Below are 25,268 nucleotides of genomic sequence, written 5' to 3'. Positions count from 1 at the left end.
TAAAAAACGGCGCCGTCAACTGAACATTCCGCCTTTCATATCGTCTTCGCGGCCGTACAGATCGGCGAAGCGGACGGTATCGTCCTCCTCGAGATAATCGCCGGACATGATTTCAATCATCTGCACCGGCACCGTGCCGGTGTTCTTCAGCGCGTGGCGCATGCCACGCGGAACATGCATCGTGCCGCCGCGCTTTTTGGAAACCACAGAATCGCCGGAGGTCACTTCGCATTCACCCGCTATAATGGTCCAGAATTCCTCGCGGCGGCTGTGCGACTGAAGGCTCAACCGCTCGCCCGGGAACACCTCGATCAGCTTGACCTTGAACCCCTGCGCCTGATGCAGTATTGTAAACGCGCCCCACGGGCGCTCTATGCGGTTATGCTCGCGGTAAAGTTTGTCTTTGCCCGCGCGGAACCGGTTGGCCATGGCAGCCGCCTCGCCGGCTTTCGCAAGCGGCGCCACAAACACCGCGTCAGCCGTTTCGATAACCGCCATGTCCTCAAGTCCCACAACTCCCACCGTGCGGCAGCTCGCCCGCACAAGGCTGTTGCGCGAGCCGCAATCCACCACCGGGCCGCGGAAACTGTTGCCGCTGCCGTCTTTGGGCAGAGCCGCGTAGCTTGACGGCCAGTCCAGGCACGCGGTAAACCGCATCGGACACGGCACGCAAACCAGCGAACCCGACCTGCCCAGCACTTCCGCCCCGAACGATCGGGCGGACAGCTTCCCGTAATGCTTTTCCAGTGAAACCGTTTTTATGCCGTGTTTCGAGAAATCCGCCCCGGCGATATTGTTAAGCTCGGCGTACAGTTCCGGTATTTCGCGTTTCAGCTCCTCAAGCACCACTTCCGGCTTGAACACCATCACTTTTTCGTAAGCGTGGTATTCGGTTTTTCCCGCCGGCCGCTCGGCCGAGAATACCGCGCTGAAAAAGGAACCCTCCGCGTCGCCGCTGCGCACGACATACCCTTTATGCGCGCGGCTGGCGTCGGGCCTGAACCCGATAACCGCTATCTCGCCGCGGGCCGCGCGGTCAAGCGCGGTCTGCAGGCTGAATTCGAACACGCTTTCGTTTTCAGGGACGAACCCGGCCGGCAGAACCAGCAGCGCCGACCGGTAGCTTTCGTTAAGCGACCACATGCAGGCCAGCTCAAGCGAAACCGCCGTGTCGCGGTAGTCCGGCTCGCAGATTACCTTGTAATCGCGCAGCTGCCGGAAAGCCGCGCCGTAAACCTGCTCCTTGTCAGCGAGCACAAGAATACTATCGCGCGACACAAGCGTCTCGGCGAACCGGGCGGTTTTTTCAAACGGAGAAAGCGGGCCGGCATCATCACCCGCCGCAAACGGGGAATACGCCGTGATCCTGCCGCCGGATTCAGGCTTTTGAAACTGCCAGGGCAGCAGCTCCCGGCTTTCAGGCCACAGGCCCGGCGCGGCTCCGCCCGCCAAAACAACCACCTTCAGATCCAAGGCTTTTTTATTCATAGCAAACCCGCTCCGTTCATTCAACCAAAATCCCTGCACCGGCCGCAAAAATCCCGCCTGCGCCGGCGCGCGGACGCGCCGGCGCAGACCATATGCAATATGATAGCGAAAAGCCTTGCGCTAGTAAATGAAACTCCGCGCAACGGCGCGGTCAGACCGGCTTCACGCACACAAACACCAGTTCGGCCAGCCAGTGCCGCCGCTCCGCCCGCACGGCAAACTGCGCGCCGAGCAGTTCTCTCCACAGGGCGGCTGTGTGACGGAGCGAGCCCGCGTCTTTGCGTGTTTTGCCGGAAAACACGGTCCATACTGGCCTTAAAAACCTCCAGCCAAGGCCGCGGTCCGGCTCGGCCAGGATAAAAACACCGCCCGGTTTGAGCACGCGCCGTATTTCCGCAAGCGCGCCGGCAACATTATTCACAGGCGCAAACGCGTCTATCGCAATCACATTGTCAAACGACGCGCTCTCAAACGGCAGTTCCGCCAGTTCCGCCCGCTCCGCCGGGTACGGACCGGACGCCTGCCCCGTGTCCGTTCCGCGCGCGTCCGGCCGGTTTACATGAATCAAAAACGCCTGATCGGGGAAATCGTCAAACGGCCGGGCGCACGCCACGTCCAGCAGCGAACCGGGCGCGAGCGCGCCTTTGATCCGGGCATACAGGCCGCTGTAATAGGCGCGGCGCAGCCGGGATGAAACACCCGCGTATTTCCGCAGATCCCAGAGCATTTCAAGATACTGCGAAGCCACCCGGCCGCTTAGCTTGCTGTACCCCTGCCTGCGGTCCCTGAAAACAAACGGCACTTCAAGCACGGCCGACACGCCTGCGCGGGTGGCGATTTCCAGCAGGATTTTGTAGCCTTTGGGATTAAGCGAGCCGGCTATTTCCTCAAACACTTCCCGCCGGACGATGAAATAGCCGCTCATAGGATCGCTGATCGCGGTGCCCAGCCACAGCCTGGCGGCCCAGGTCGCCGCGTTGGAATAAAGTTTCCGGTGCCAGGGCCATTTGTCGGCGCCGCCGCCGGGCACCCGGCGCGAGCCGACCGCCAGCTGCGCGCCCAGTTCCACACCCCGCACCAGCTCCGGCAGAATGGCGGCGTCATGCGAAAGATCGGCGTCCATCACGCCAAGAAATCTGCCGCGCGCGATTTTAAAACCGTCAATAACGGCGGAACTGAGCCCGAACCCGGTTTCACGCAGCAGCAATCTGACCGCCGGGTCGGTTTCGGACAGCTTCCGCACGATCCGGCCCGTGCCGTCGGGTGACGCGTCGTCCACCACAATAATTTCATGTCCGATCAGCGGCAGCGCGGCATGCACCCGCCGGACCAGCTCGGCGATATTGTCAGCTTCGTTAAGAGTGGGTATGATAAGACTTAAGATCGGAGTACGTTGAGTCAGCATAACCGGTGATTATCCCGCGCCGCAAAAAATAGTCCGGTTTGCGCCGGACAGAAAGAACCTGTCTGCCATACAGCATTATAGTAAATCCGGCCGCGCAAAACCGCCGGCCGGGCCGGCTCTGCTTCCATTAAACGTGCCCGGCCCTCCTTATTATTGCGCAGAAGGCTTTATGGTTTTTGTCGCGCTGGCGGTTTGAACTCAGGAGCCGCATGCCTGTTTTCAGGGATGTTTTTATCCGCCGGACGCGGGAACCCGGCCATGCAGCCGGGCAGAAAATTTTTCAGCAGGCGCGAATCCTTCGCGGCGGCAAGCCGCGCGCTGGTGCGAAACATCGCGGAAGCGTAATTAAGCGGAGCCGTGCCTTTGGCGTACAGCGGCAGAGCCGGCCCGCGCGCCTCGTCGTTGCCGCGCATGAAAAACCCCTCCGGCGTCACCGCGCCGTGATAGAACACGCTCGACACATACGCCGCCGGATACTGTGCCCGGGCTTCCAGCCCGGCGCCGATAAACGGCGCGGCGGGCTCGTCCGCGCCGCACATGCGAAGAATGCTGCGCGGCAGATCAACAGCGGAACAGATGCGCGCATCTGACCCGGTCCGCTTGAGCCGCGCGGAAAGAATCAGGAGCGGCACATTGAAATCGCGTTCGGTAAACCCCGTCAGATAATGCGGAGCGTGATCGGCTGTTATGATAAAGACGGTGTTTTTATAATACGGACTGTTTTCCGCGCGCGCCAGAAACCGCTCCAGCGCGTAATCGGTGAACCGCACCGCGCGGGAAACGGCGCTCTCGCCGGGCCGGCCCCTGAAACCGGCCGCCACATGGTAGGGCACATGGTTGGCGGAGGTAAGCGCCGCCGCGAAAAACGGCTGGCGGGCCTGCCGCAGAAATCCGTCCAGTTTATCAAAAAGAAGCGAGTCGTCAATCTCGCGCCAGACCGGATCGCTCTCCCTGTACGCCTTATAATCATAAAACCGGCTGAACCCGTTGCGGCGCAGGAACCCCTCCATATTTTCAAAAACGCCGTCCTTTCCGTAAACAAAAAGCGAATCGTAGCCGGCGCGGCCAAGATACCGGGCCACTGTTGGCGCGGTTACCCCGGTCGCGTTATAAATATCCTGCGGAGGCGGCGCGTAGGACGACAGCGCCGCCGTAAGCCCCAGCATCGTGCCGATAACGTTGGAATGATAGCCGCTGAAATACAGACCCTGTTTAATGCGCCGGCTTAAATTCGGCATCAGGCCCGCCTGAAGATGCCCCGTATAGACGCTTTCAAGAAATATCACCGCCACATTCGGCTGTGCGCCGCGGGTCAGTTCCACGGCGGGCGCAAACCCGCCGGCGCACAGGCCGGTATAGGAGGAAACGGTTGCGGCGTCGCTTGCGGAGTCCGGCGCTTTGGAGTATTGCTCGCCCAGCAGCTTTTCCGCCGACTTGAAAACCAGATTGTGCGGCCCGTTCAGCGCCGCCTGATTAAGCAGATTGACGGAACAGAAAAACGCCGCCGCCGGCTCAAGCGGCGTAAAAGCGGGCCGGCCCCAGGCGAGCGCAAAAGCGAGCGCCGCGATCCACGCCAGCGCACGCGCGCGGTTTGAAGTTTCGCGCGGCTTAAGCGCGCGCGCCGCTTCGCCGGACCATTTCCCCGCGAACCACAACAGCGCGCCCACCGGCAGCACCACCCGCAGCGACATCGTGCCGGCCAGTTGTGTCAGCAGCTGATGCGGCCAGGCGATATACTTGAAAAACATGAGATTAAGGCGCGATCCGCATTCGCGGTAAAACGGAAACTCGGCCAGAATAAAAAACGCGCTCGCCGCGCCGAACGCAGCCGCGACGGCGGAAACGGTTCTTTCCCGGCCGTAAAGCCGCAACGCGGCGATCAGCCCGCACGGCAGCGCGCACAGGGCCAGATCAAACCGCAGCCCTGCAACCAACGCGTTCAGATAGTCGGCGTTCAGCGGCAGGCCCGTTGCAAAAGTAAAAAGAAACGCCAGCCGCCCGGCGGTGAAAAACAGGGCGAAAAACAAAGTCAGAACAAGCTGGTAAAGTAAAATATGCACAGTGACGCGAAACCCGCGGATATCGCTCCCGGCCGATCCGCGCGCTTAAAACTGCACGGAGAGCGTATACCTGAACGTGTTGCCCAGATCGCCGAACGGAACCCACGCGAAATCAAACGCGGTTTTGGAGTATTTAAGCCCCGCGCCGAAAGTGGCTCCATTAAACCCGTCCGAATCGGTGTTATGGGTGGTATAGCCCGCGCGCAGCGAACCCCACAACGCCGATCTGACCAGCTCCTGCGTATAATCAGCGCCGAACGCGCCGCACAGTTTATAGTCGCGGTATTTATAGGTTTCCAGCGCCAGCGCGAGCGCGTCGCCGGCGCGGTAGCCAAGCCCGAAAAACACGCCCAGCGGCAGGAAATCAGCCTCCGAACCGTATTTCATTTTCGAGCCCGCGTTGCGCACCGTAACGCCCAGGCTCAGCCGCTCGAATACATACTGCGCGCCGAAATCCATGGCGAACGCGCTGGCTTTCACGTCGTCAATCTGCCCGCGGATGTATTTGGCCGACGCGCCCAGCCCCAGCCCCCTGCTCACGCGGCAGGCATAGCTGAGCGAATAAGCCATGTCGCTGGCGTCAAACAGGCCGGCCGAATTGTCGGTATCCTGGGTGCGCCGCTCAAGGCTGTTCACTTTCAGGCTATAGATCGAAACGCCGATGCTGTGCCGCGTTTCGCCGCTGCCGTCCCTGAACGGATAGGCGAACCCCAGGAACCCGTAATCCGAGTCCTGAAAATAGTTCGTCAGCTGGCCCGCGAACTGCGGACGCGCCATCCGCGCCATGCCCGCTGGATTATAATACAGCGCGTACACGTCATCGGCGAGCGCGGTGTATGCGTCGGCCATGGCGCCGGGTTTCGACCCCGCGCCTATTTTCAGAAACTGGGCGGCGCTGGTGCCTTCCCCTGCGGCAAAAGCCGCGCCGCATGAAAAAACCAGCGCGCACAAAACCGCGCCGAGCGTTTTCGGGATTCGCTGTGTCGGACCGGCGGCGGTAATATTAGGGTTATATTTCATATCATTCTCCTTTGTGCAACCGCCGTTAACGGTATTTTGAATCCTTGACTACGGCCATTTTAAAGAAAGTTTGCTGATCATCGACCTTAACCTCTCCGATATAAACTCCGCTGGCCACTTTTTCGCCGCTGTTGTTGCGCCCGTCCCACGCGAAATACTCGTAGGCGCCGCCCGCAACGCCGCTGATGCCGATCTTGCGCACCAGTTCGCCGGCCATATTATAGATTTTTATATGGCCCGTGCCCGAAACAGCCGACGCCGGCACCGCCACCCTTATAACAGTGCCCTCCGTGGTGATATTCTGTCCGGCAGTATAGGATCCGGAACCCGGCGAGGTGTTGACCTGCTTCGTCTTGGTTTCAAGATTGAACGGGTTGGGGAAGTTGTACGCCGCCAGATTCAGCCCGCCGTATGCGGTGGTGGAGGTATACACCGGCTGCGTTTCCATCACCACGAAGGTGGAGAAGTGGTCCACATCCACCGCGATGGTGTTGTTGATGGTGTCAATGGTCCGGTTGCTGGCTTCCAGCTGGTACCGCCCGGTGTCGGGATTATAGTACCAGACATTGACGTTATTGGGGTCGGACACCGCGTCATAACTGAGCGTCAGCCGCGCGTTCTGGCGCAGGATATGGTTGATGCCGGCGGGCAGGAAGATATTGTAGAACGAGCTGATCGCCCGGTAAGTGGCCGTGGAACTCGACTGCGCGCGGAATGAAGCCGTTATCCGTTTTTCCGCGAACGCTTTTCTCGCGTCCACAATTTCCTGCGGCAGGCGGCCCGCGCCGAACCGGTCGCGCGCGCCCGCCGAAGCGAGCGACTGGGTTGCCGGCACGTCTTCGAGCGCGGTAAACTTCTGCATTCCGATCGTGGTGGACAAATCCACCACGAACGTGCCGGTCGAGTTATTGAGACAGCCGGGATTGAAATCCAGCCCCGAACTTTCGCTTTCGCCTTCAGCCGATTCCACGTTCAAGGCGCCGCCGATGAGGTTGCTGATGCGGCGGCTGGTCGCGCTCTGGATGCCGGTGTAGAAATCAAACCGCTTGGCGATATGGAAATAGTCGCCTGTGGCCGGATCAATGGCGTTGAAATATGCCGTAAGCAAAATGCTGAAGCGGCTGTCTTCAGTGCTCGACATGACGTAGGAGGCGGCCAGTCCGCGCCGGTCGGCGGTGATGGCGCCGTAACCGAGCGTGCCGGTTCCGTCGTCGCCGGAAACAGGCGCGCCGCCTGCGGTTATGCTGCTAAGCCACACCAGCTGGGAAACCGTGCTGTCCGCCGCGGTGAGGCTTCTTAACTGGCGCGAGCAGGTGAACTGGAGGCTGAACGTGGCGGTTCCGGTTTTCTTGGCCACCGCGCCGCAGTCAACGCCGCCCGGCGCATAAGTCAGGTCGGCGGTGACGGTATCGGTCGAGCTGGCCTCGTCGAACGAAACCTGGCCCTCGACGGGGAACGTAATATCCTCTCCGTCAGGCGACACCAGCGCGATGGAATAAAGAGTTCCGGTGCTGAACCCCGTCAGGCTGTAGCTCTGCACTGACCGCGACAGCGCATCCGTGTCGAGCGTGCCGAACAGGTATTCCGAGAAGTCCGGCGAAACCGCTATCACCGAACCGATTTCATCGGTGCTGGGCGAACTGCCGTCGGTTTTCAGTATCGTGCCTTCGGCGCTCGCGCCGCGGCGCAGCGTTATGGTGCCCGCATCCAGCGTGCCGGTGCTGGCCACATTGACCGTGGATGACGCGAACCCGTAACCGATGCTGACAACCTTGAGCGTATATATTCCGGTCGAAACACCGGGCACCTCGAAACTGCCGTCCGACTGGGTATATGTTTCAATGTCGCCCAGCGGATTATTCACGGGCACCACCCCGTAAGGCTGGAGAAAAACCGCGGCGGCGGGATAGCCGCGCAGATCCCCGTAAGGATAATAAAGCGCGCCGCCGTCCGCCGTAATCACACGGCCAGCGACTCCGCCCCGCACGGGGCTGAGCGTGAACGCAAAGGTAGTCCGGTCCTGCAGATCCTGATTACGGAGCGTTACCTCCTTATACATTAACGTGCCAGTGGACACCCCGTCGTAATACTCGCGGGGGCTGGCGGTAATGTCATAATACCGCGACACATAAGTGGACACCCACAGGCTGAACGCGCCGGTCTGGCTGGTATAGGTCTTCACTTCCATGTCAATATCGGACGAGGAAGGTTTGGCTTTGACCAGCATGTTGGGAACAGCCGCGCCGGCCGAATCCCTGACGGTGCCGGTGATGGACTGCCCCTGCTTCAGATCCAGCACGCCAAGATCGCGGCTCTCGCCGGCAGAAGGCTTGACCGCCGCCACGATAGCGGGCGAATAATTCTGCGCGCCGCGCAGGATATAGCCGGAATTCCATTCGGTTTGCCTGCACTGCACGTCATAGGTGACGCCCGGCATCACGGGGCCGATGCGGAATGTGCCGTCCGCTTCGACAGGCTTGTATTCCGTGGCGTTGTTGATCGTGACCGCCACGGAAGAAACCGTAGCGTAATAGCCGCCCGTAACCCACGGGTTGGCCTGCGCGAAACAGCTGAAACTGGGCGCGAGCAGTGTGGCGTTCGTCACGGTAATGAGCGCGCCGGAATTGGCGTCGCGCAATTTGCCGGAAAGCAGCGCGCCGACCACCATTTCAACATTCTGGCCGGTCAGGCTCGACTGCAGACCCGAAGGCGACACCTTGCGCGACGGGAACGTTATCGGCGCGGCGGTATAGCGCACCGCGGCAGTTGAAGTGGCGGTGTCCGCCACGGCGAGCGTGTAAAAATCGTCGCTTGGCAGGCGGCTGAACGTATACGAGGCGGAATTGGCTTTTTCGCCCGTGTAAACGTTGCCTAGCGCGATCTGGGTCGAACGCACAACGTCCCCGCGCTTGTTTGTCAGGGTAAGCGCGAAAACGCGGGAATCCCTGACGCCGTTGGGCAGCGAAATGGAACCGGAAACGTCCCAGCCGTCAATCAGCGTCACATTGACCGCGGAAGTGGAGGTCTGCGCCGAATCCACCACAACCAGCCCCGTGTTATAAATGGCGTGGCGCATGGTAACCAGTTTCTCGACCGGCGCGACGGCGACGGAACAGGTCGTGCATTCCTTGAGCCCGCGGGTACGCAGCGTATAAACGCCCTCCTGCAGGCCCGTTATGGTATAGGTGCCGCTTTGCGTGATATAACCCACGCGCACCAGACTGGGGTCATAATCCACGGTAGTCGAGAAAGAATTCGCGCTGCGCCGCACCATTTCGATCGGCAGCGTGCCTTCCTGCACCGGATAACCCGCCGGCACGGTGACCGTGGAATTGGCGATCAGCCTGGCCATGGTATTCAGCGAATTGGCGTTGATACGGTTTATGACCGCGCCCGAAATGGAATAGGTGTCGGCCCGCATGTCAACAACCGCCGTAACCGTGCTGCCGTTGACAACGGTCAGTTTGTAACTCCTGCTCAACCCGGTGGCTCCGTAAGTGAAAACCATGTCCATGGTCTTGGTCTTCTGTCCGGTTACCGTGAAACTGGCTATGTTAACGCCGTCCGCACAGACGCCGTTAACGGCGGCCGCGCCGTTAAAACACCTGAAACCCGGAAATGAAGTGACGGGATCCGAACCGCCTTCGTTCATCACCTGCCCGATCTCGTAGGGGTTTTCCGACTGGGTCACCATGCCCGTCATGGCGACATTGCCGAAATCACTGCTGCCCTCCGGCAGATACACCGTGCCGGTTATCGTGCCGGACGCCCGCGCGAAACCGATATCAAGGTTCGCCAAGCCTGTCGCGGACGAAATAGTGACCAGTTTGGGCAGCGCGCCCACCGATGTATATTCGCCGGGATCGCCCTCGCTGTAAGGACTGAGCTCCGCGTAAACCTGGTATTCCGCTCCTGCGTCAAGGCCCGTAAGCGTGTATGCGGCTCTGGCAACCAGCCCGCTCACGCTCGCGGAAGTGAATTTCACGTTTTCAGACGCATAGCCAGACCCTTTGGGCGCCCATGCGGTAAGCCGGGCCTCCATAAAACTCCCGTCCATCTGGGTTTTAAGGGCAGACCACTGCGCCGCGTCCTGCACCGTCACCGTGACGGTGCCGCGTATGACGTTGTTCTGCACTTTGGTGAAGTCGAAGTCAACGCCGCTGAGATCATTGGCTGTTATATAGACCAGCGTGGACACGCGCGGCAGTCCGTCGCCCGTGGCGCTGATGGTATAGGAACCCGCGTCAATCCCGTACACATGATAAGCCGCGCCGGAAACGCTGGCGGGTATTTCAGCCGATGCCCAGCCCCAATGGCTTGAGCTGTTGCCGTTTACAGGTTCCGCGTTCAGCGACGCATACCGGCTGTACGCAGCCGAAGCTACCGTCAGCGTGCCCGATACGTTGCGCCGGCTCTCAAAAGCCGGCAGTTCGACCGTGGCGCCGGAAGCGGACACTTCCACCCGCTCGACATACACGTTTCCGTAATTGTCCAGATAGCCGTTTACGCTGTACACGCCCGGAGTGACATCCAGCGCGATCCTGTCGCTGGAAACATAACTGTTGGTCAGGCTGTCCCACACGTCAGCCGCAACAAACGAGGTGGTGCCGCCCTTCAGCCTGATGTTGGTGAAATAGTTCTGCGTTCCGTCATACGCGCTGACCCCGCCGCCGCTATCGTTCGGATAGGGGTTGGATTGCGAAAGCGACGGCACGATAACCAGTTGCGCCGCTTTCTCCATGCCGAAATCAACATTGGTGCGGGCGGCGCCCAGCGTCACCTGCGTAGACAGTTTCACATACCCGCTGGCCGCGATTTCGAACCGGTAAGAGCCGCTCGAAAGGCCGGGAATGGAATAACTGCCGTCCTCGGCGGTTTTGGCGTATCCGCCGCCGCTGGCGCTGAACACGTTGATCACCGCGCCGGCGACAGCCGCCGCGGGCGAAACGGACTCGTCCCGCACGACGCCATAAACCTCCGGCGACTGCACATATATCTTGAGGCTGGTGTCGGTAAATCCGCTGTATGCTATCTTCACATAATACCAGCCGGACGGCACAATGCTGTTATTATAGCTGTACCTGCCGTTCCATACCACTTTACCGGGCACCGGCGTGCCGCTGCCCCAGAACTGCCAGATTTCGCTGACCGCCGCGCCGGCAATAAACGGTTTGGACGCTATAACCACCTGCCAGTTGTCGTAAGTGTTCGCGAGCGAGAGATTGAAATTTATGTAGGCCGCTCCGCCGGTCGCATTCACGCTGGGCACGATCGTGACGGAGGATCTGCCCACCCCGTAAACCGCGCTGGAAACGGCGGCCCCGGTTATCGGAACCCCGGCAAGCGCGGTGAAATACACCGAATCGGTGTACATGCCCGACGACGACCGGAACACCATGGTTTTCTGCGCCCCGGCCTGCGTGGCCCTGACGGTGAAAGGCGCGCTGCTCATGCCCGCCGCGAACGCCACCGTCGCGACGGAAACAAACTGCGAACCGGTGCTGAACAGCACGCTGGGATCGTCGCTGTACATCCACGTCACCGTAGACTGCTTCTGGGCATGGATATTCACATTTACGGTTGACCCGGCGATTGCGGGATTGCCGCAGGTGTCAAGCGCGGTCGCCACGAACGGCACATCCTCGCCCGACACTATGGAAAAGTTATACGCCGCAGACTCGGCCGCGTCCGCCGGCCTGCCGGTAAAACGCGTGGCCGAGCCGGACAGAATTCTCAGAACCGGCTGGCCGCTGCGCAGCGCTTTCGGCGCCAGCGAGCCGTTCTGGCTGGACCCTACGCTGAACGCGAAATCGCCGCTGGCACATGGCAGATAGAGCGGGCCGATCGTAATCTGCACCGTCGCGCCCGCGGCAAGGCCTGCTTCCGAAAGCACGGTCAGCTCGGCGTAAGACTGGCCCGCGCTGACACTCAGCGTCCCGGAATCGTAACCGGGCGCGCTGGCCTGCACTACTCCGTACCCGTATGCCGTAACGGTGGTCAGCGTAGCGTACAGGCCGGACGGCAGCGCCACGCTTATGCGGCCGCCCTGCTGGATACCGCTCGCGCCCGCGACAAAATTGATCTGCCCGGAATAAGAAGAGGCAGCGGCCGCGGATGTGGAAACCAGCGCCGCATAACCCTCTCCGCCGACCGCGGAAGCGGTCGGATCATATCCGGGATCGTTAAGCTGTATGACATAATCAAGCGAAGAGTTCCCGCCCTGTTTCAAATAGACCGGCTGGCCCGAATTGTACGCGCCGGCGGCTTCCGCATTCAAGTCAAACTCGCCGTAGGGCGCGGAATCCGCATAAGCGCGGAAGTAATACGCCGAGCCTCCGGGCACCTGCATGCTGAACGCCTGCGGATATACGGGCGACGCAATATTGCGCACTCCCGCCGGCGTGCCGGTGTAGGCGGAACTGGTCCACGCTTCCACTCGGGCGTTGCCGGCAAGCGAACCGGAGTAGTTCAGCACGCCGCTGACCTGGGCCTGGGAGGCAGGATCGGATACGCTGTTGACGGTAACCCGCAAACCGGACACATCCTGCCCGTTGAGCACGCTTACGCCCTGCGGCACGGTCGAGCCGGCCACGGAATAATAACCGTAATCCTCGCCGGCATCGCGGATGCCGTTGCCGTTGGTGTCAATAAACGCGCCGATATAATAGTTCGATCCGCCCGGCAGACCGCTGAAACTGAACGCGCCGGCCACCGGCAGAGTTGTGTAAAGCAGCGCGGAACCGGTGTATACGTTCGCGTCGCCGAATATTGCCACGATGAATTTTCCGCCGCGGCTGCCGGTATAGTCAACGGTTCCGGAAATCGAGCCGCTGCCCTGCCCGGACCGCAGATATTTAAGTTTGAAACCGCCGGCCGCGGCCTCTTCGTAAGCCACCGCCGCAAGCGTGTAAACTCCGGACTGCGCAAGTTTGTAAGCAAGAATGCTCGCCGCTCCGGTCTGCGCGTCGGCCTCGGCGGAGGCAAGCAGATTATACCGCAGCGCGGAACCCGTCTGGTTCATGTACGGCCCGTACAGATAGAGCCGGGCATACGAAAACCCGCTGGCGGGCGTCATGCCGGCGTTGATCACGTCGCCGGCGGAACCGCTGATCGAAAACAGCCTGGCGTAAGAACCGGGCCGTTCCTGCACATATCCGGTGGCGGAACTCGCCTGATACGCGAATTCGCCGCCGACATTAAGGGAGGTCCTGTCCGACACCGCGAAATCAAGCGCCAGCGTGCCGCTGGACGGAACCGGCGACACAAGGGCAACCGCACTCTGGCCCCACGGCTCGCCGTCATCCGGCTGGTAATTGCCGTTGACGTCAATAAACGCCTGCACCAGATAATTGCCCGATGAAAGCGCGGTGAAAGAATAGGAACTGCAGCCCACGCCCGCCGTACGGGCGATCAGGCCGTTAAGCAAAGGAATCTGCATCGCGTCCGCGCTGTCGGAATACTTGAACAGCAGCGTGCGCAAAGCGCCCGCCGCAGAAGATTTAACCGCGATCAGGCCCGCCACGGTAAGCGCGCCGCTCGACAGGCTCGCCGAGCCGGGATCTTTAAACGTCGCGCTGGCATCGTAAAGCACGGGATCTTTGTAAGTCAGAGCCAGTTGCGCCGAGCCGCCGTATTTGACCTGCGCGTAAGGCTCGAATACGGAATCATAGAGCCCGTTTCCGTTGGTATCAATAAACGCGTCGGCGGTATACACGCCGGTGGAAAGGCCCGCCATCACCACAACCGCTCCGTCCGTATAGCTTACGGGCGAGGATGTCCGCGAAGCGACCGCCCCGCCGTTCTGATACAGCCGCATGTACACATCGCCCCGCTGCGCGCCGTCGTAATCGAAAGAAGCGCGGAGCGTGGCGTTATTCCAGCGGTCTTCGGACCGGGTGACAGTAAAATCCACGCCCGTCAGGGCGCGGTCCGCCTCGCCCAGTTCAAGTTTATCGGGATAACTGGAATAATCCGGCTCGCCGTTATCCTGGGTCTGGTTCTCGTTTACGTCCACATAGGCGTAAATGCTGTAGCTCGTGCTGTCCTGCAGAAATTCGCCCGTGAACGGGTATTGCGTAGCGGTTGTCAGAAGAACGCGGTAGCGCGCGCTGCAATAATCGCTGCGGCAGTTGTCGGAATAAATGTTGACGCTCATGTACTTGCCGGCCTGCGACCCGTAATACCGCGCCGTTCCCGAAATGCTGCCGTCCGGCAGCGCAGACAGCGTCATGGAAACCGCCGCGCTGCCATCCGCCGCGGGATAAACGGGGACTGGATTGCCGTCGCCGTCCATAAACATGGTTTTCGGCTCGCCGGCATCGTCAAACCCGTTGGAATTGAAATCAAGCACCGCGCCGATATAATAAGTGGTGCCGCCCATAATTCCGCTGCGGCTGAAATGCCAGGTGTCGGTGGCTCCGTCCGGTTCGACGAAAGCGGTATAGGGCATATGCCTTCCCTCGGTGTCCGTAAAAAAACCGAGCATAAGCCGGCTCGTCACCGCACCGCCCGCATAGGTGACGGTGCCGGTAATGGAAGCGTAACCGGGCGCGCCGGTGCCGATATCGGCGATCGAAACGGACACGTTCTCCGTCACCGAGCCGGCCGCTACCGTATAAGGTCCTTCAAAAACGTTCGGTTCCAGCGTGTCGCCTGACATGTTGTCATTCGCGTCCACATACGCCGTGATGTAATAGCTCGCGGAAGGCGGCAGCCCCGCAAGCGTAAACGGCGCGCTTACGTTTTCCGAAGCGCGCGCGAACATTGTGGAAGCGTAAAGCACATAGTCGTTCGAATCATTGCCTTCCCGCGGCTGGCGCGCTTCAACCCGCACGCTGCCGCGCGAACTGCCGGAATAAGTCACATAGCCGCTGATGGATCCCATCACGGGGTCGGTCAGCGCCAGCGATACCCGGCTGGCGGCTCCGCTAGACACGGCCAGCGCTTCCGGCTGCACTGACCCGTAAAAACCGTAAGGTTCCCACGTTTCGCGCACGCCGTCGGCGTTAACATCCACATACGCGGTCATGTAAAACAGGCCGTTCTCCATGCCGTACATGGTAAAACTGGCGGCATTGTCAGCCACAGGAGCGGTCGCCATATTAACAGGCCAGTAGTTGCCCGCGTCATACTCCGCCTTGCGGTAGAGCATGAAAACCGCGGTGCCCGTGCTTGCGCCGTAATAGCTGGCGACGCCGGTAATCTTTCCTCCGGAATTGGAATTGATGTAAAGCGACACGTTGACATCGCCGGCAGCGTTCTCCGCCGGCGCGGCCGCTTCGAGATAATAAAAGCCTTCGGTATCCGCGCCGTAATAAATCGTGCCCGTGTTGAACATCGCGTTGAAATCCGGGTCAATCAGCCTCAGCTCGGCCGAACCAAGCCCGCCGCCCGAAGCCGTCAGCTGGATGCCGGAACCGGGCGACACTTTGCCGTCGCCGTACCCCACCTCGAACGAAAAGATTTTCCCGTGCCGCGAAACACCCGAGTCGCGGATTTCGCAGTCGGCGGAGCTGATTACAACATTCAGACTGTCGCCCGGCCTGATCCGGGTTACGGGGCACACCGTAACATTCTTGCTGCCGCTGACGGATCCGTAATTCACATACACGCCGTACGGATACGCTATGCCGCCGTAAGCGCCCAGCGCTTCCCCGGAGTCAAACACACGGTTGGCGTTGGCGTCGGCGAAAGCGCGCACATAGTACAGACCGTCGCTGAGGTTGGGCGCGGAATAAGACTGGCCGTCCGCAAGCGGGATGGAATACAGCGCCGCGCCCAGCGGGCTGGAAACGCTTGATACGGTCACATAATACTGAACCGATGTGGACGCTGAAAGGCTGTATAGCGAACCCTCTATCCGGCCCGGCTGCAAAACATTCACCGGCAGCCCCGTAACGCCGGCACTCTCGTTATAACCCCAGTCCAGCGACTTGAGCCGGTAATAGACAGAACCGCTCGGCGGATTGGAGTCGCTGAACGAGGTTCTGTTCCACGGCACGTAACCGGCCGGTTCAGAACCGGAAATTTCCGCGTAAGGGCCGGCCTGCGCCGTGCTGCGGTACACGCGATAGCCCAGCAGATTGGACGCGGAGGACGGCGCCGTCCACAACACGCTGACGACCCCGTTTACGGCGCAGGCTGACGGCGCGCCGGGCGCCGCAGGCGCGCCGGTCGAAACCGCGAGCGTCATGTTCGCCGTGCCCGCGGCCATGACCGAAGTAGAGTAAAAAACGCTGTCTTCGCCGGGCTCCAGCACCGCGTCGCCGGTAACGTCAACAAATGCGCGCGGATAATACGGCGTGCCGGCAGGCACGCCGGAAATATAAAACGAATTCTGGCTCTGGACGGGCGACACGACACTGTAAGCCGGCTGGGCGAATCCCGCGTACAGCCTTGCCGCCGCCGCGGCGTACAGCTTGCCGTTGAACTGGCACAGCCCGTTCATATAAACAACCCCGGACGGGGCAACCGCCGCCCACCGCCCGTGTTCGGGCGAAACAAGCACGCCCGGCCCGGTCTGCGCCGCGACCGCCAGCTGGCCCCTGAAACTGCTGAAATTCACCACTTTGGTAGCTGCTACGGCCGTATTCGACCAGACTCCGTCCGCCGTTTCCAGCGAAAATATCAGGCCCGAATTGCCGCTGGCCGCATATAACCGGCCGTTCCATACCGCAAGATCATACACGCCAAGCATCTTGGCGTTCAAACTGGCAGTCCATGAACCGAGCGAGGCCAGCGCCGCGCGATACACATAATCGCCCTGCGTTTCCGTATAGGCCGAAACGGAAGGCAGCACGCCGGCGTACATATAACCGCCGAACACAGCAAGGCTGGAAATGGCACGCGCAGCTGGGATGCCCGTTTCCGCAACATCAAACCCGGACCCGGAGGACTGCGCCAGCCGGTTCCCGTCCCCGCAATAGACTTTCCCGTTATAAACCAGCAGCCTGCCCATGCCGGATGACGCGGCGTACACAAGCGACCAGCTGCCCGAACCGGAGCCGGAATAAATCCCTTTCGAGCCTGACAGATAGTACACCGAACCGTTCTGCGCGAAACTCTTTACGCTTCCGCTCACCGTCGCGGCGGAAACCCAATTGATCCCGTCGGTGGATTTATACACCCCGCCGGATTCGGTTCCGGCCAGCATGAACCCGTTGAAAGAAGCGATCGCGGAAAAAGCCGCGCTGCCGTTCGCCACGGCCCAGCCATCGCGCACGGCGGACCCAAACAGCTCCACGCGCAGGTTACCCTGCTGCCGCCCGGAATAGTATACCGTGCCGCGCACATAATCGGCGCCAGCCGCCGAGGGCGTGACCGTTGAAACCGGCACGGACGTCTCCCCCGCCACATAATTGCCGTTGAACGCCGTGGCGGCGTACCAGTACTGCACGCCGGGCACAACACCGTAAATGTCGGCAAACTGGGTAGCTCCGGCGGTAAGCGAGCTTACCAGCACATACGCCGCCGTGGAATTGGCCGAGCGATAAATGTTCACAGCCGTCGCGGCGGGATTGCCCGCCCGGTCAACAGCAAGCCGCACGGACACATTATCCGCCGACATGACGGACAGGGCAACCTTTGCCGCCCTTGTGTACACAGCGTTCTCCACGGTTTTTACCGGGCCAAGCCCGATCGCATTGTAAGCCGCCACTCCGTACAGACCCGATCTGGTATTGGGAACGCCCACGGTTTCCGTATAAGACGTCGCTGAAAGAGTGACGGTGCTGCCGCTGGTAAAGAAAAGCATGTAGCCGGTAGCGCCGAACACCGAAGGCCAGGTCCATACAATCGAGCTTGCCGTCACGGCGTATGTACTTATGGCCGACGGCATGACCGGCACGGTAGAAACGGCTACCAGCGTGATATCGCGGTTGACGACCATCCCCGTCGCGATCGAAATCGGGCCCGCCAGCAATGAAAATTTCTCGCCGTCGTCATAGATGTCATTCATGTTTGAATCATTGAACAGCAGCAGGGAATAGTCAGTCGCGGCGCGCAGCATTCCTATATCGTAGTTCAGGGAAAGGCAGCTTGCGTTGGCAGCGGCGCCGTCAAGCCAGCTGCTCTCCCAGTTTTCGGCCTGATAGCCGGCCGTGCCCGGAATTCCGTGCCCGGCAACAAACATGAACCGGCCCGACAGACCGCAGATTTTTCCGACGCCCGCCAGTCCGCCTTTCGGCAATACGGTAATCGCGACAGGCGCGGAAGTCCCGCCTACGGTAACCGCGACGGTGCCGCCGTTCTGCTCGAACAGCGCCACCGGCCCGTCATACCCGAACATGCCCATGTTCTCAAGTCCGGCGGGTTCTCCGTCGCCGTTGCGATCCTCGAAAACGGCCACGCGGTAAATACCCGGCGCGGGCAGGGCAAGGGTCTGCGTACCGGTTGCAACAGTCCGCTCGAACTCGCTGGCCCCGACTATCATATGCGCAATCAGTTTATCTGCGAACGAGCCGTAATAGGTGACCGTGAGCGGCAGCGCCCCGTACCCGTCAAAAACCGCGAAATCCAGACCGGTGCGAACGCTGCCTGTGTACATGGTGAGTTCTTCGCGGTACTGGCCGACCGCGGAAGTGGAAACGTCAGACCAATAGGCTTTAATGAAAAACGCCGTGCCGGTGGAAATGCCAGTCAGGCTGTAGGGATAGGAACCCGCTCCGTTCAACGCCATGCTGGTGGAAGCCAGAACATCGCCGGATGAAACGGACTGCGCTTTTATAAAAAGCTGCTGCGCTTTGGCGCCGGCGTAACTGACGCTGCCCGCCGCGCCGTTGCCGGGATTGACCGCGCTGAAATCAACAAGCAGGTTGCCGGACGCCGATGAAGTCTGGTATTTGTTCATGGCGAAATACAATTCGCCGCTATAAATCATCGTATAAGTGAACGACGAAGCCGAACCCACCGCGAACCACGGACCGATGCCGACGCGCGCCATCAGCGCGCCGGAATTGACATCCGGCAGAATACCGCCTTTGTAATTCGCTCCGCCAGCGCCGGCCGCGGAACCGGAAATATACCAGGTGCCGGTGGAAACCAGACTGACCACCATGCCGGGTTCCAGATACACGCCCGTGCCCGTTCCGCCAGAAAAGGAGCTGACCGCGACAGCCGCGTCCACGTTGAATTTAACCGTCACGGTGGAGGTTATGGCGGCAAACTCCACATGCCCGTTCGCAGCGCCGATCCCGGAAGAGGCAAGCGAAACGCCTACCGTACTGTTGCGCTCAAGCGCAACCGCTCCGGCCAGCGTGACGCAAAACCGCTCGCTCTGCCCGGTGGAAACAACGACCGGATTGAAACTCACCGTCAGCGGAACCGCCGCCCCGCCGTTCGCATACGCGGAACCGAGCACGCTGTCCGCGGCATCGCACAGGCCGTTATAGTTCGAATCGCGCGTGACATTGACAGCGTACGCGCCCGCCGCGTAATAACTGCCCGCGGAGAAAAACGAGAACGAGGAGATGACCGCCGGGTCGCCTGAAGCCGACGCCAGAAGATTAAACAGCGTCGCGGAGCCGCCGCGCGCATAAATGATGCCGTCATGCCCCGCCGCGGCCGACACGGAAACCGTGCTGACAGCCGCGCTGACCAGCCCGGCGTTGCCCAGATAATTCTCCGCGCCTTTTGAGATTTCAACGTTTTCCGCGGAGAAACCGGCTTCGAAACTGTCACGCGAACCGCTGCCGTTGACATCAACAAACGCGTTAAGCGTATAAGTTCCGGTCGGCAGATAAAGCTCCCAGTGCACGGTGGTTCCGTCAGCAAGAGAACCCAGCTCCACCTGATCAACCAGCGCGCCGGAGCTGTACGCCTGTCCGAGCACCTTGCCGCTCTGTGAAACGCTGTAGAGATACCCCGCGGCTTTGCCGAAATCAGCCAGCGCAACGCTGGCGGCGCCGCTGGAATTGGCGACCAGCGCGACAGCCGCCTTCCCTTTCGGCTCATAACCGTCAGCGACAGCATTGCCATTTTCATCGGCGTATGCCTTTATATAATAAGTGGCCGGAGCGGTAAGCCCGCTGAATAAAATACTCTTGGCTCCGGCTGCCGCGCTGCCTGCCGCGACCGGCGTGCCGGTAACCGTCGTCACTTCAAACCGGTAAGTGTATGTGTCTGTAGCGGAATAAACCGCGGTGAGCGCCAGCGCGGCGGTTCCGCCGCCGTCCGGCTCCCAGCGCAGCGCGCCATCCAGATTAAGACTGTGGACACTGCCCATGTAATTGCCGCCGGCATTGGCGAACACAACCTGCGCGCCGGACGCATTGCCCGTGGAAATAACGTTGTAAACCGCCGAGCCGCCGTAATTGTAAAAATTCCACCGGTCAAAGGTGTTGTAGCCGGACAACCCGTAAACAGTCACCATTGGCGAGGAGGCCTCCGCGCTCAAATTGACCGACACGTTGTCGAATTTCGCAACCGAACCGCCGCGCACGCTTATGGTGCCGGCATTCTGGAACGCCACGCTGCTGATATCGAGCGCCGCGTTTTCAAGCACCACGGAATGCCCGCTGCACCCGCCGAAACCGGCATAATCCGACCCGGTGATGCTTACCGTGCCGCGCAGCACTGAAAAATTATCGGCAGAAACGCCCATCGCATCGGAAAAGACCAGTTCGGAATCAATGGCGTTAAGCGTGCCCACGCTGATGTAGGGCCGCGCACCGGCCGCCGTGCCGCTCATCCGCAGCCTGGAATTATTGATCGTCAGCGTTTCGGCCAGCAGGGTATAACTGCCGACGACATTCAGCGCGCCGGGATAATAATACAGCGTAATCAGTTTCGGCTGGGCAGAGATATTCCATGCGCAGGCTTTCGCAACCATTGAACTGAACAGCACCGTGTCGCCGTTGGCGGGCACGACGCCGGTGTTCCAGTTGAGCGGTTCGGCGGCGTATTCCGTGCCGCCGGCTCCGGTCCACACAATCACGCGTGAAACTATCTGCGGCAGAACGAAAAGCCCGCCGCTGTTATCAGTGAAATAATCGTCGTTGATGGACAGATAGACGCTGTCGGTCGCGGCTCCGGCCGGCGAAGTTATCGTCGCGCTTGAGCCGACGGGATAAAAAACCGTGGAATAATAACCGATGCGCGCCAGCAGCATGCCGCGCGGCGAGCCGGGCAGCTGGCACCCGGTTCCGCACACGGAACCGGACACCCCGTCCGGCCCGGCGGTGCCGGTGGAGGAATATTGCCACTGGCCCTGCGCGACAATCAGCGCACTCTGGCCCGCGGTCAGGGAAATGCTTGTCGCCAGACCGCCGGAGCTGGCGGCATATGCCTTGTAGCCGACCAGCGCGACATTTCCGCCCACCGGCAGCGGCGTAACGGATTGGCCCGCCGCCGAACTGAACCCGGCGAACACGGGATAAACGGTTTTGCCCAGAGCGGAAGACTTGGGCTGTATCATTAAAGTGAACGTGCGGGTCGCGGTGCTTATGGAAAGCGAAACCGGCATAAGCGCTTCCCGTTTCACTGCCGACCCGAGTGTGGAATCGCTGTTATAGGAACTGGCGACCGGAGTTCCGTTCTCATACAGAAACATCGCGAAGATATCGTTATACGACACGCCGGAGTCGGCAAAACTGACCGTCACCGATCCGACAAAAACATTCCTGTCGGCCGACAGCGCCAGCGTGAATGCCGGATAGTTCTCCCACGCGTAAGCCTGCGGCGTGTTTACCGCCGTAACCGTTGCGGAAAGAACCCCGGAATCCTCCGCCGTGAAATCCACGCCCGACACGTCGCCCGAAACCGTCACCACGGAGTAAGCCGGCGAAAACTCCAGCCCTTCCAGCTGCGGCGTGACCGTGTACTGCGCCGCCATCAGATCATAAAATCCGTAGTTGCCGGATCCGTCGGTAACGGCTTCCTCGCTGTGACTGCCGTCTGTTATTCCTATCGAGACGCCGCTTAACCCGGCGGAGTTTTTCGTAACCTGTCCGGCAAGCGCATAAAGCGGTATGCTGGCGGTGGAAACGGCGACAAAGCTGACGCCAGAAATACTTGCCGAAGCAAGCGAAACCGTGCGGGAGGAAGGAGTAAACGCATAGCCTTCTTTCACCGGGGCCAGCAGATACGAACCCGACGCCAGGGCAAACGAATACAGACCGGCGGCATCACTGACCGTCATCCATGAGATCTGGCCGTTGTACGCGGTAACCGTAGCGCCCGCCACCGGCTCGGACGCTTCCGTAATGATGTAGCCCGCTATGTAAAGCTGCGACAGGGCCGCCTCAAAATCAATCCCCGTCGTGTTCGCTGAAAGGGTAAAACTGCTCGCGGCCGGCGCAAATTCATAACCGGCCCGGCCGGGCGCGACAGTGCAGACGCCTGCGGGCAGACCGGTCAGCAGATAAACGCCGCTGCTGTCGGTGACAGCCGAAGCGGACTCGCCGCCGCTGACACCCGTCACGCTCACCGAAGCCAGCCCGACCCCGCCCGCCGCCACCGAGCCGCTTACCGAATAGGTTTTTGTAGCAGCCGTGAAATCAATCTCGGTATCGCTTTGCAGATTGACAGTCGCCTGCGCAGGCTCAAACACCTTTTCCGCCAGCGCCGGCGTGATCACATAAGATCCGGTTGAAAGGCCCGTCACCGCATAATAGCCTCCCGCATCGGTGGTGGCAGTATGGCTGGACGCGCCGCCATAAACAGAAACAGTCACGCCGGACAGACCGGCGCTGTTCTGCGTAACGGCTCCATAAATAGCGCAGGTGACAGAAGAAGTGGCCATCCGCCCTGCAAAAATCCGGTTTTCCGGTGTCGCGTAAGATATATAGGGCCCGATTTCGGACACCAGCGAAATCTGCCGCGCGTAAGCCTGGCTTATCATGCTGTCGGAAAATTCGGCTGAAGACAGGTAAGTCCGGTTCTGCAGGTACGGCACGCCGGACCCGTCGGTCGCGGTAAACAGCACGCTCCTGCCCGTTTCGTTTATAAACGCGACCGCATTGTAACTGACGATACCGGTGCTTACTTCTGCTGTGAAACTTTCGGAGGGCAGCGCCGCGAAAAGCGTGCGTTTTCCGTCAGCGGACGAGGCCAGCACATAGGACGCGAAGGGCAGCGCGCCGGAATCAACAGCCAGGGAAACGGAATCGAACGTATCCTCCGAAGCGCTCGCCACCAGCGCCGAAACCCATTCCCCGCCCGACAGCTTCGCGTAAAAAAGCCGCTGCGGCGAGCCGGAACAGCTGTACAGCACATGCGCCGTGCCTGACGAATCCACCGCCAGCGCCGATTTCAGGCCGCAGGCCGCATCAGTCGAAACGACGGACTCCGCACCGTCATGCATCAATGTCAAAAACGTGCCGCGGTACAGCAGATATCTGCCGAACGAATTTACCCGCAAAGACACGTCAAGCGACGGCCCCGCGCCAGCCGCTATTGTGGAAGTCCACACTCCTGTTTCATCGCTTGCCAGCATGATATTTGATGAGAGGGATTTATACGCCATGAAAGAGTGGCCACCGTAAACTGCGGGAGCCGGCACGGCAGCCGTATCGGCGAGAGCCGTAAAAAGAGCCTGAATAGAACCGCCTGCTATACTCGCGTAAACCGCGCTGCCCTGCTCTACGGCATACGCCATAAACGGTATGCCGGATTCATTTGCGGCCAGCCGCGCGGAAACGCCGGCCGCCACCTCCGCAAACTCCCACTGGCCGCCGTCCTGGGCGCTCACATTCTGCACGAAATCGCTGGTGACATCCTGCGTGAGCGTGAAATCCGCCCGTTCGGGTGTGAAATATACGCCCGGCCCGCTTACCTGCGGCACCACCGCGCAGGAAACGCCGGCGGTGGGAAATGAAAGCGAATAAAAACCCGCGCCGTCGGTAGTGGCGTAAATGGTGGCGCCGGGATAAAAGCCGTTGAGGCTGACGCCTGAAATGCTGTTGCCGCTCTGATCCCGCACATAGCCGCTTATGGTATAAGCCTGCGCCGCGCCCGCGGACAAGGCCGCCGCCGCAACCGCCGCGCACAGGTATTTGGTCAAATGCTTAAAGAACCGCGCCATAATGTTCTCCCGTTTTTCAGGCGGCACGACTGCCATGTTTTCAGAATTCATATTTCACTCCGGCCAGATAGGTGAAAATGTTGAAATTGTAAACATATAGTTTCTCATAGCTCATGTTGGAGGTCTGGTTGCCGTACATGACGCTGGCCACGACATCAACTTTCTGTGACACGGGGTACGAGCCCGACAGTCGCCACACATACTCGTTGAGATAAATATTGTCCGTACCGTACGCCCCGGCGGAATTCTGCACCGGCCTTGAAGGATAGCTGGTCCGTCCGTAAGACAAACCGAAATCAACCGCCAGATACTTGTTTTTATACTCCGGCACCAGCCGCCGGTACTCCGCGTCGGCGCCGACGCGCGCTTTCGAGTAATTATAAAACTCCGGCACAAACTTCGCGCTGGTGGCGTCATAGCTGTTCTGGTTGGAACCGTTATGCGCACAGGTCAGGCTGAGCCCCGGAATGACAATCGAGGAAGGCGAAAGTTTCACCGGATATTTCAGCGTGGCCCGCCCGGAAACAAGATTGTCGTTGCGTGTCGCGCTGTCAAAAAGGCCCAGCTCGTTGACCACATGCTGGCTGCCGAACGACTGCCTGGTGTAGCCCAGCGCCGCATCCCACAAAAACATGTTCAGGCGGCCGTTGATGCTGGCGGTAAACGCCAGATTGCTGGAATTAATCACATCCTTGCCGGCCAGCTCCCGCGCCATATCGCCGCCGACCTGCGATTCAAGCGAGGTGTAATTCGGGAATTTCAGCCAGTACAGATCAGCCTCGAACCGCACGGAAAACGGATCCGCGTAAATATGCTCCACCGTTACGGCGGTGTTCGTGCGGCGGTAATCAAAAAGCCCGGTCCCCCATTTTTCGTCGCGCGTTTCGTTCAGATAATAAATCTTGTAGCCGGCTTCCGGCTTGACCGTCCAGCCATAAGCGAACTCATAAATCGCGGAAAGCGACAGCCGATGGCTCATCATCTGGTTAAACATCGTGCCGCCGCCCACGATATCATAAACCTGCTGGGTGCTCTGATAGCGCCCCTCGTAAATCGGCGTAAGGAACCAGCTCCCGGCGTCCAGCCCTACGGAAGCGGTCACGTCGGCGTTGGCCGAAAGAGAACCGCTGTTGCCGTCGTAAAAATACTGTCCGCCAAGCACATCCGCGCTGAAATAAGGCACCGCCTCCGCAAAAGCGGGCGAAGCAACGCACATACAGCCTGTCAATACAAACAACGCCTTTTTCGCAGCTTTGAATATCATCAAAACTCTCCC

General features: G+C 60.2%; 6 protein-coding genes. All 6 read right to left on the bottom strand.

What is annotated here, in order from left to right; all coding sequences use genetic code 11:
- Nucleotides 1–15: 15 nt before the first annotated feature.
- The 6 genes from PHW69_00300 to PHW69_00275 all read right to left on the bottom strand — a co-directional run bounded on the left by PHW69_00300 (nucleotide 16) and on the right by PHW69_00275 (nucleotide 25,256).
- Nucleotides 16–1,488, bottom strand: coding sequence for a cupin domain-containing protein (locus tag PHW69_00300; protein MDD4003628.1), 1,473 nt, complete (start codon nucleotides 1,486–1,488; stop codon nucleotides 16–18).
- Between the two features lie 151 nt (nucleotides 1,489–1,639).
- Nucleotides 1,640–2,893, bottom strand: coding sequence for a glycosyltransferase (locus tag PHW69_00295; protein ID MDD4003627.1), 1,254 nt, complete (start codon nucleotides 2,891–2,893; stop codon nucleotides 1,640–1,642).
- Between the two features lie 167 nt (nucleotides 2,894–3,060).
- Nucleotides 3,061–4,953: a sulfatase-like hydrolase/transferase gene (locus tag PHW69_00290; GenBank protein ID MDD4003626.1), complete on the bottom strand. Its 1,893-nt coding sequence runs from the start codon at nucleotides 4,951–4,953 to the stop codon at nucleotides 3,061–3,063.
- A gap of 45 nt (nucleotides 4,954–4,998) precedes the next feature.
- Entirely contained in the window at nucleotides 4,999–5,973 is a 975-nt protein-coding gene (locus PHW69_00285; GenBank protein ID MDD4003625.1) for a PorV/PorQ family protein, read from the bottom strand.
- A 25-nt stretch (nucleotides 5,974–5,998) separates the two neighbouring features.
- Entirely contained in the window at nucleotides 5,999–24,043 is an 18,045-nt protein-coding gene (locus PHW69_00280; protein ID MDD4003624.1) for a DUF2012 domain-containing protein, read from the bottom strand.
- Nucleotides 24,033–25,256 (bottom strand): hypothetical protein, encoded by a 1,224-nt coding sequence (locus tag PHW69_00275; protein MDD4003623.1) that lies wholly within the window; start codon nucleotides 25,254–25,256, stop codon nucleotides 24,033–24,035. The genes PHW69_00280 and PHW69_00275 overlap by 11 nt, the downstream gene beginning before the upstream one ends.
- Nucleotides 25,257–25,268: the final 12 nt, after the last annotated feature.

The organism is Elusimicrobiaceae bacterium, assembly GCA_028700325.1.
GTDB lineage: Bacteria > Elusimicrobiota > Elusimicrobia > Elusimicrobiales > Elusimicrobiaceae > JAQVSV01.
The sequence above is the reverse complement of the archived record's forward strand: the minus strand, read 5'-3'. Positions and strand labels throughout refer to the sequence as shown.

Coding starts and splice junctions, on each gene's coding strand:
- PHW69_00300 (MDD4003628.1), bottom strand. CDS start 1,488: ATGAATAAAAAAGCCTTGGATCTGAAGGTGGTTGTTTTGGCGGGCGGA.
- PHW69_00295 (MDD4003627.1), bottom strand. CDS start 2,893: ATGCTGACTCAACGTACTCCGATCTTAAGTCTTATCATACCCACTCTT.
- PHW69_00285 (MDD4003625.1), bottom strand. CDS start 5,973: ATGAAATATAACCCTAATATTACCGCCGCCGGTCCGACACAGCGAATC.
- PHW69_00280 (MDD4003624.1), bottom strand. CDS start 24,043: ATGAATTCTGAAAACATGGCAGTCGTGCCGCCTGAAAAACGGGAGAAC.
- PHW69_00275 (MDD4003623.1), bottom strand. CDS start 25,256: ATGATATTCAAAGCTGCGAAAAAGGCGTTGTTTGTATTGACAGGCTGT.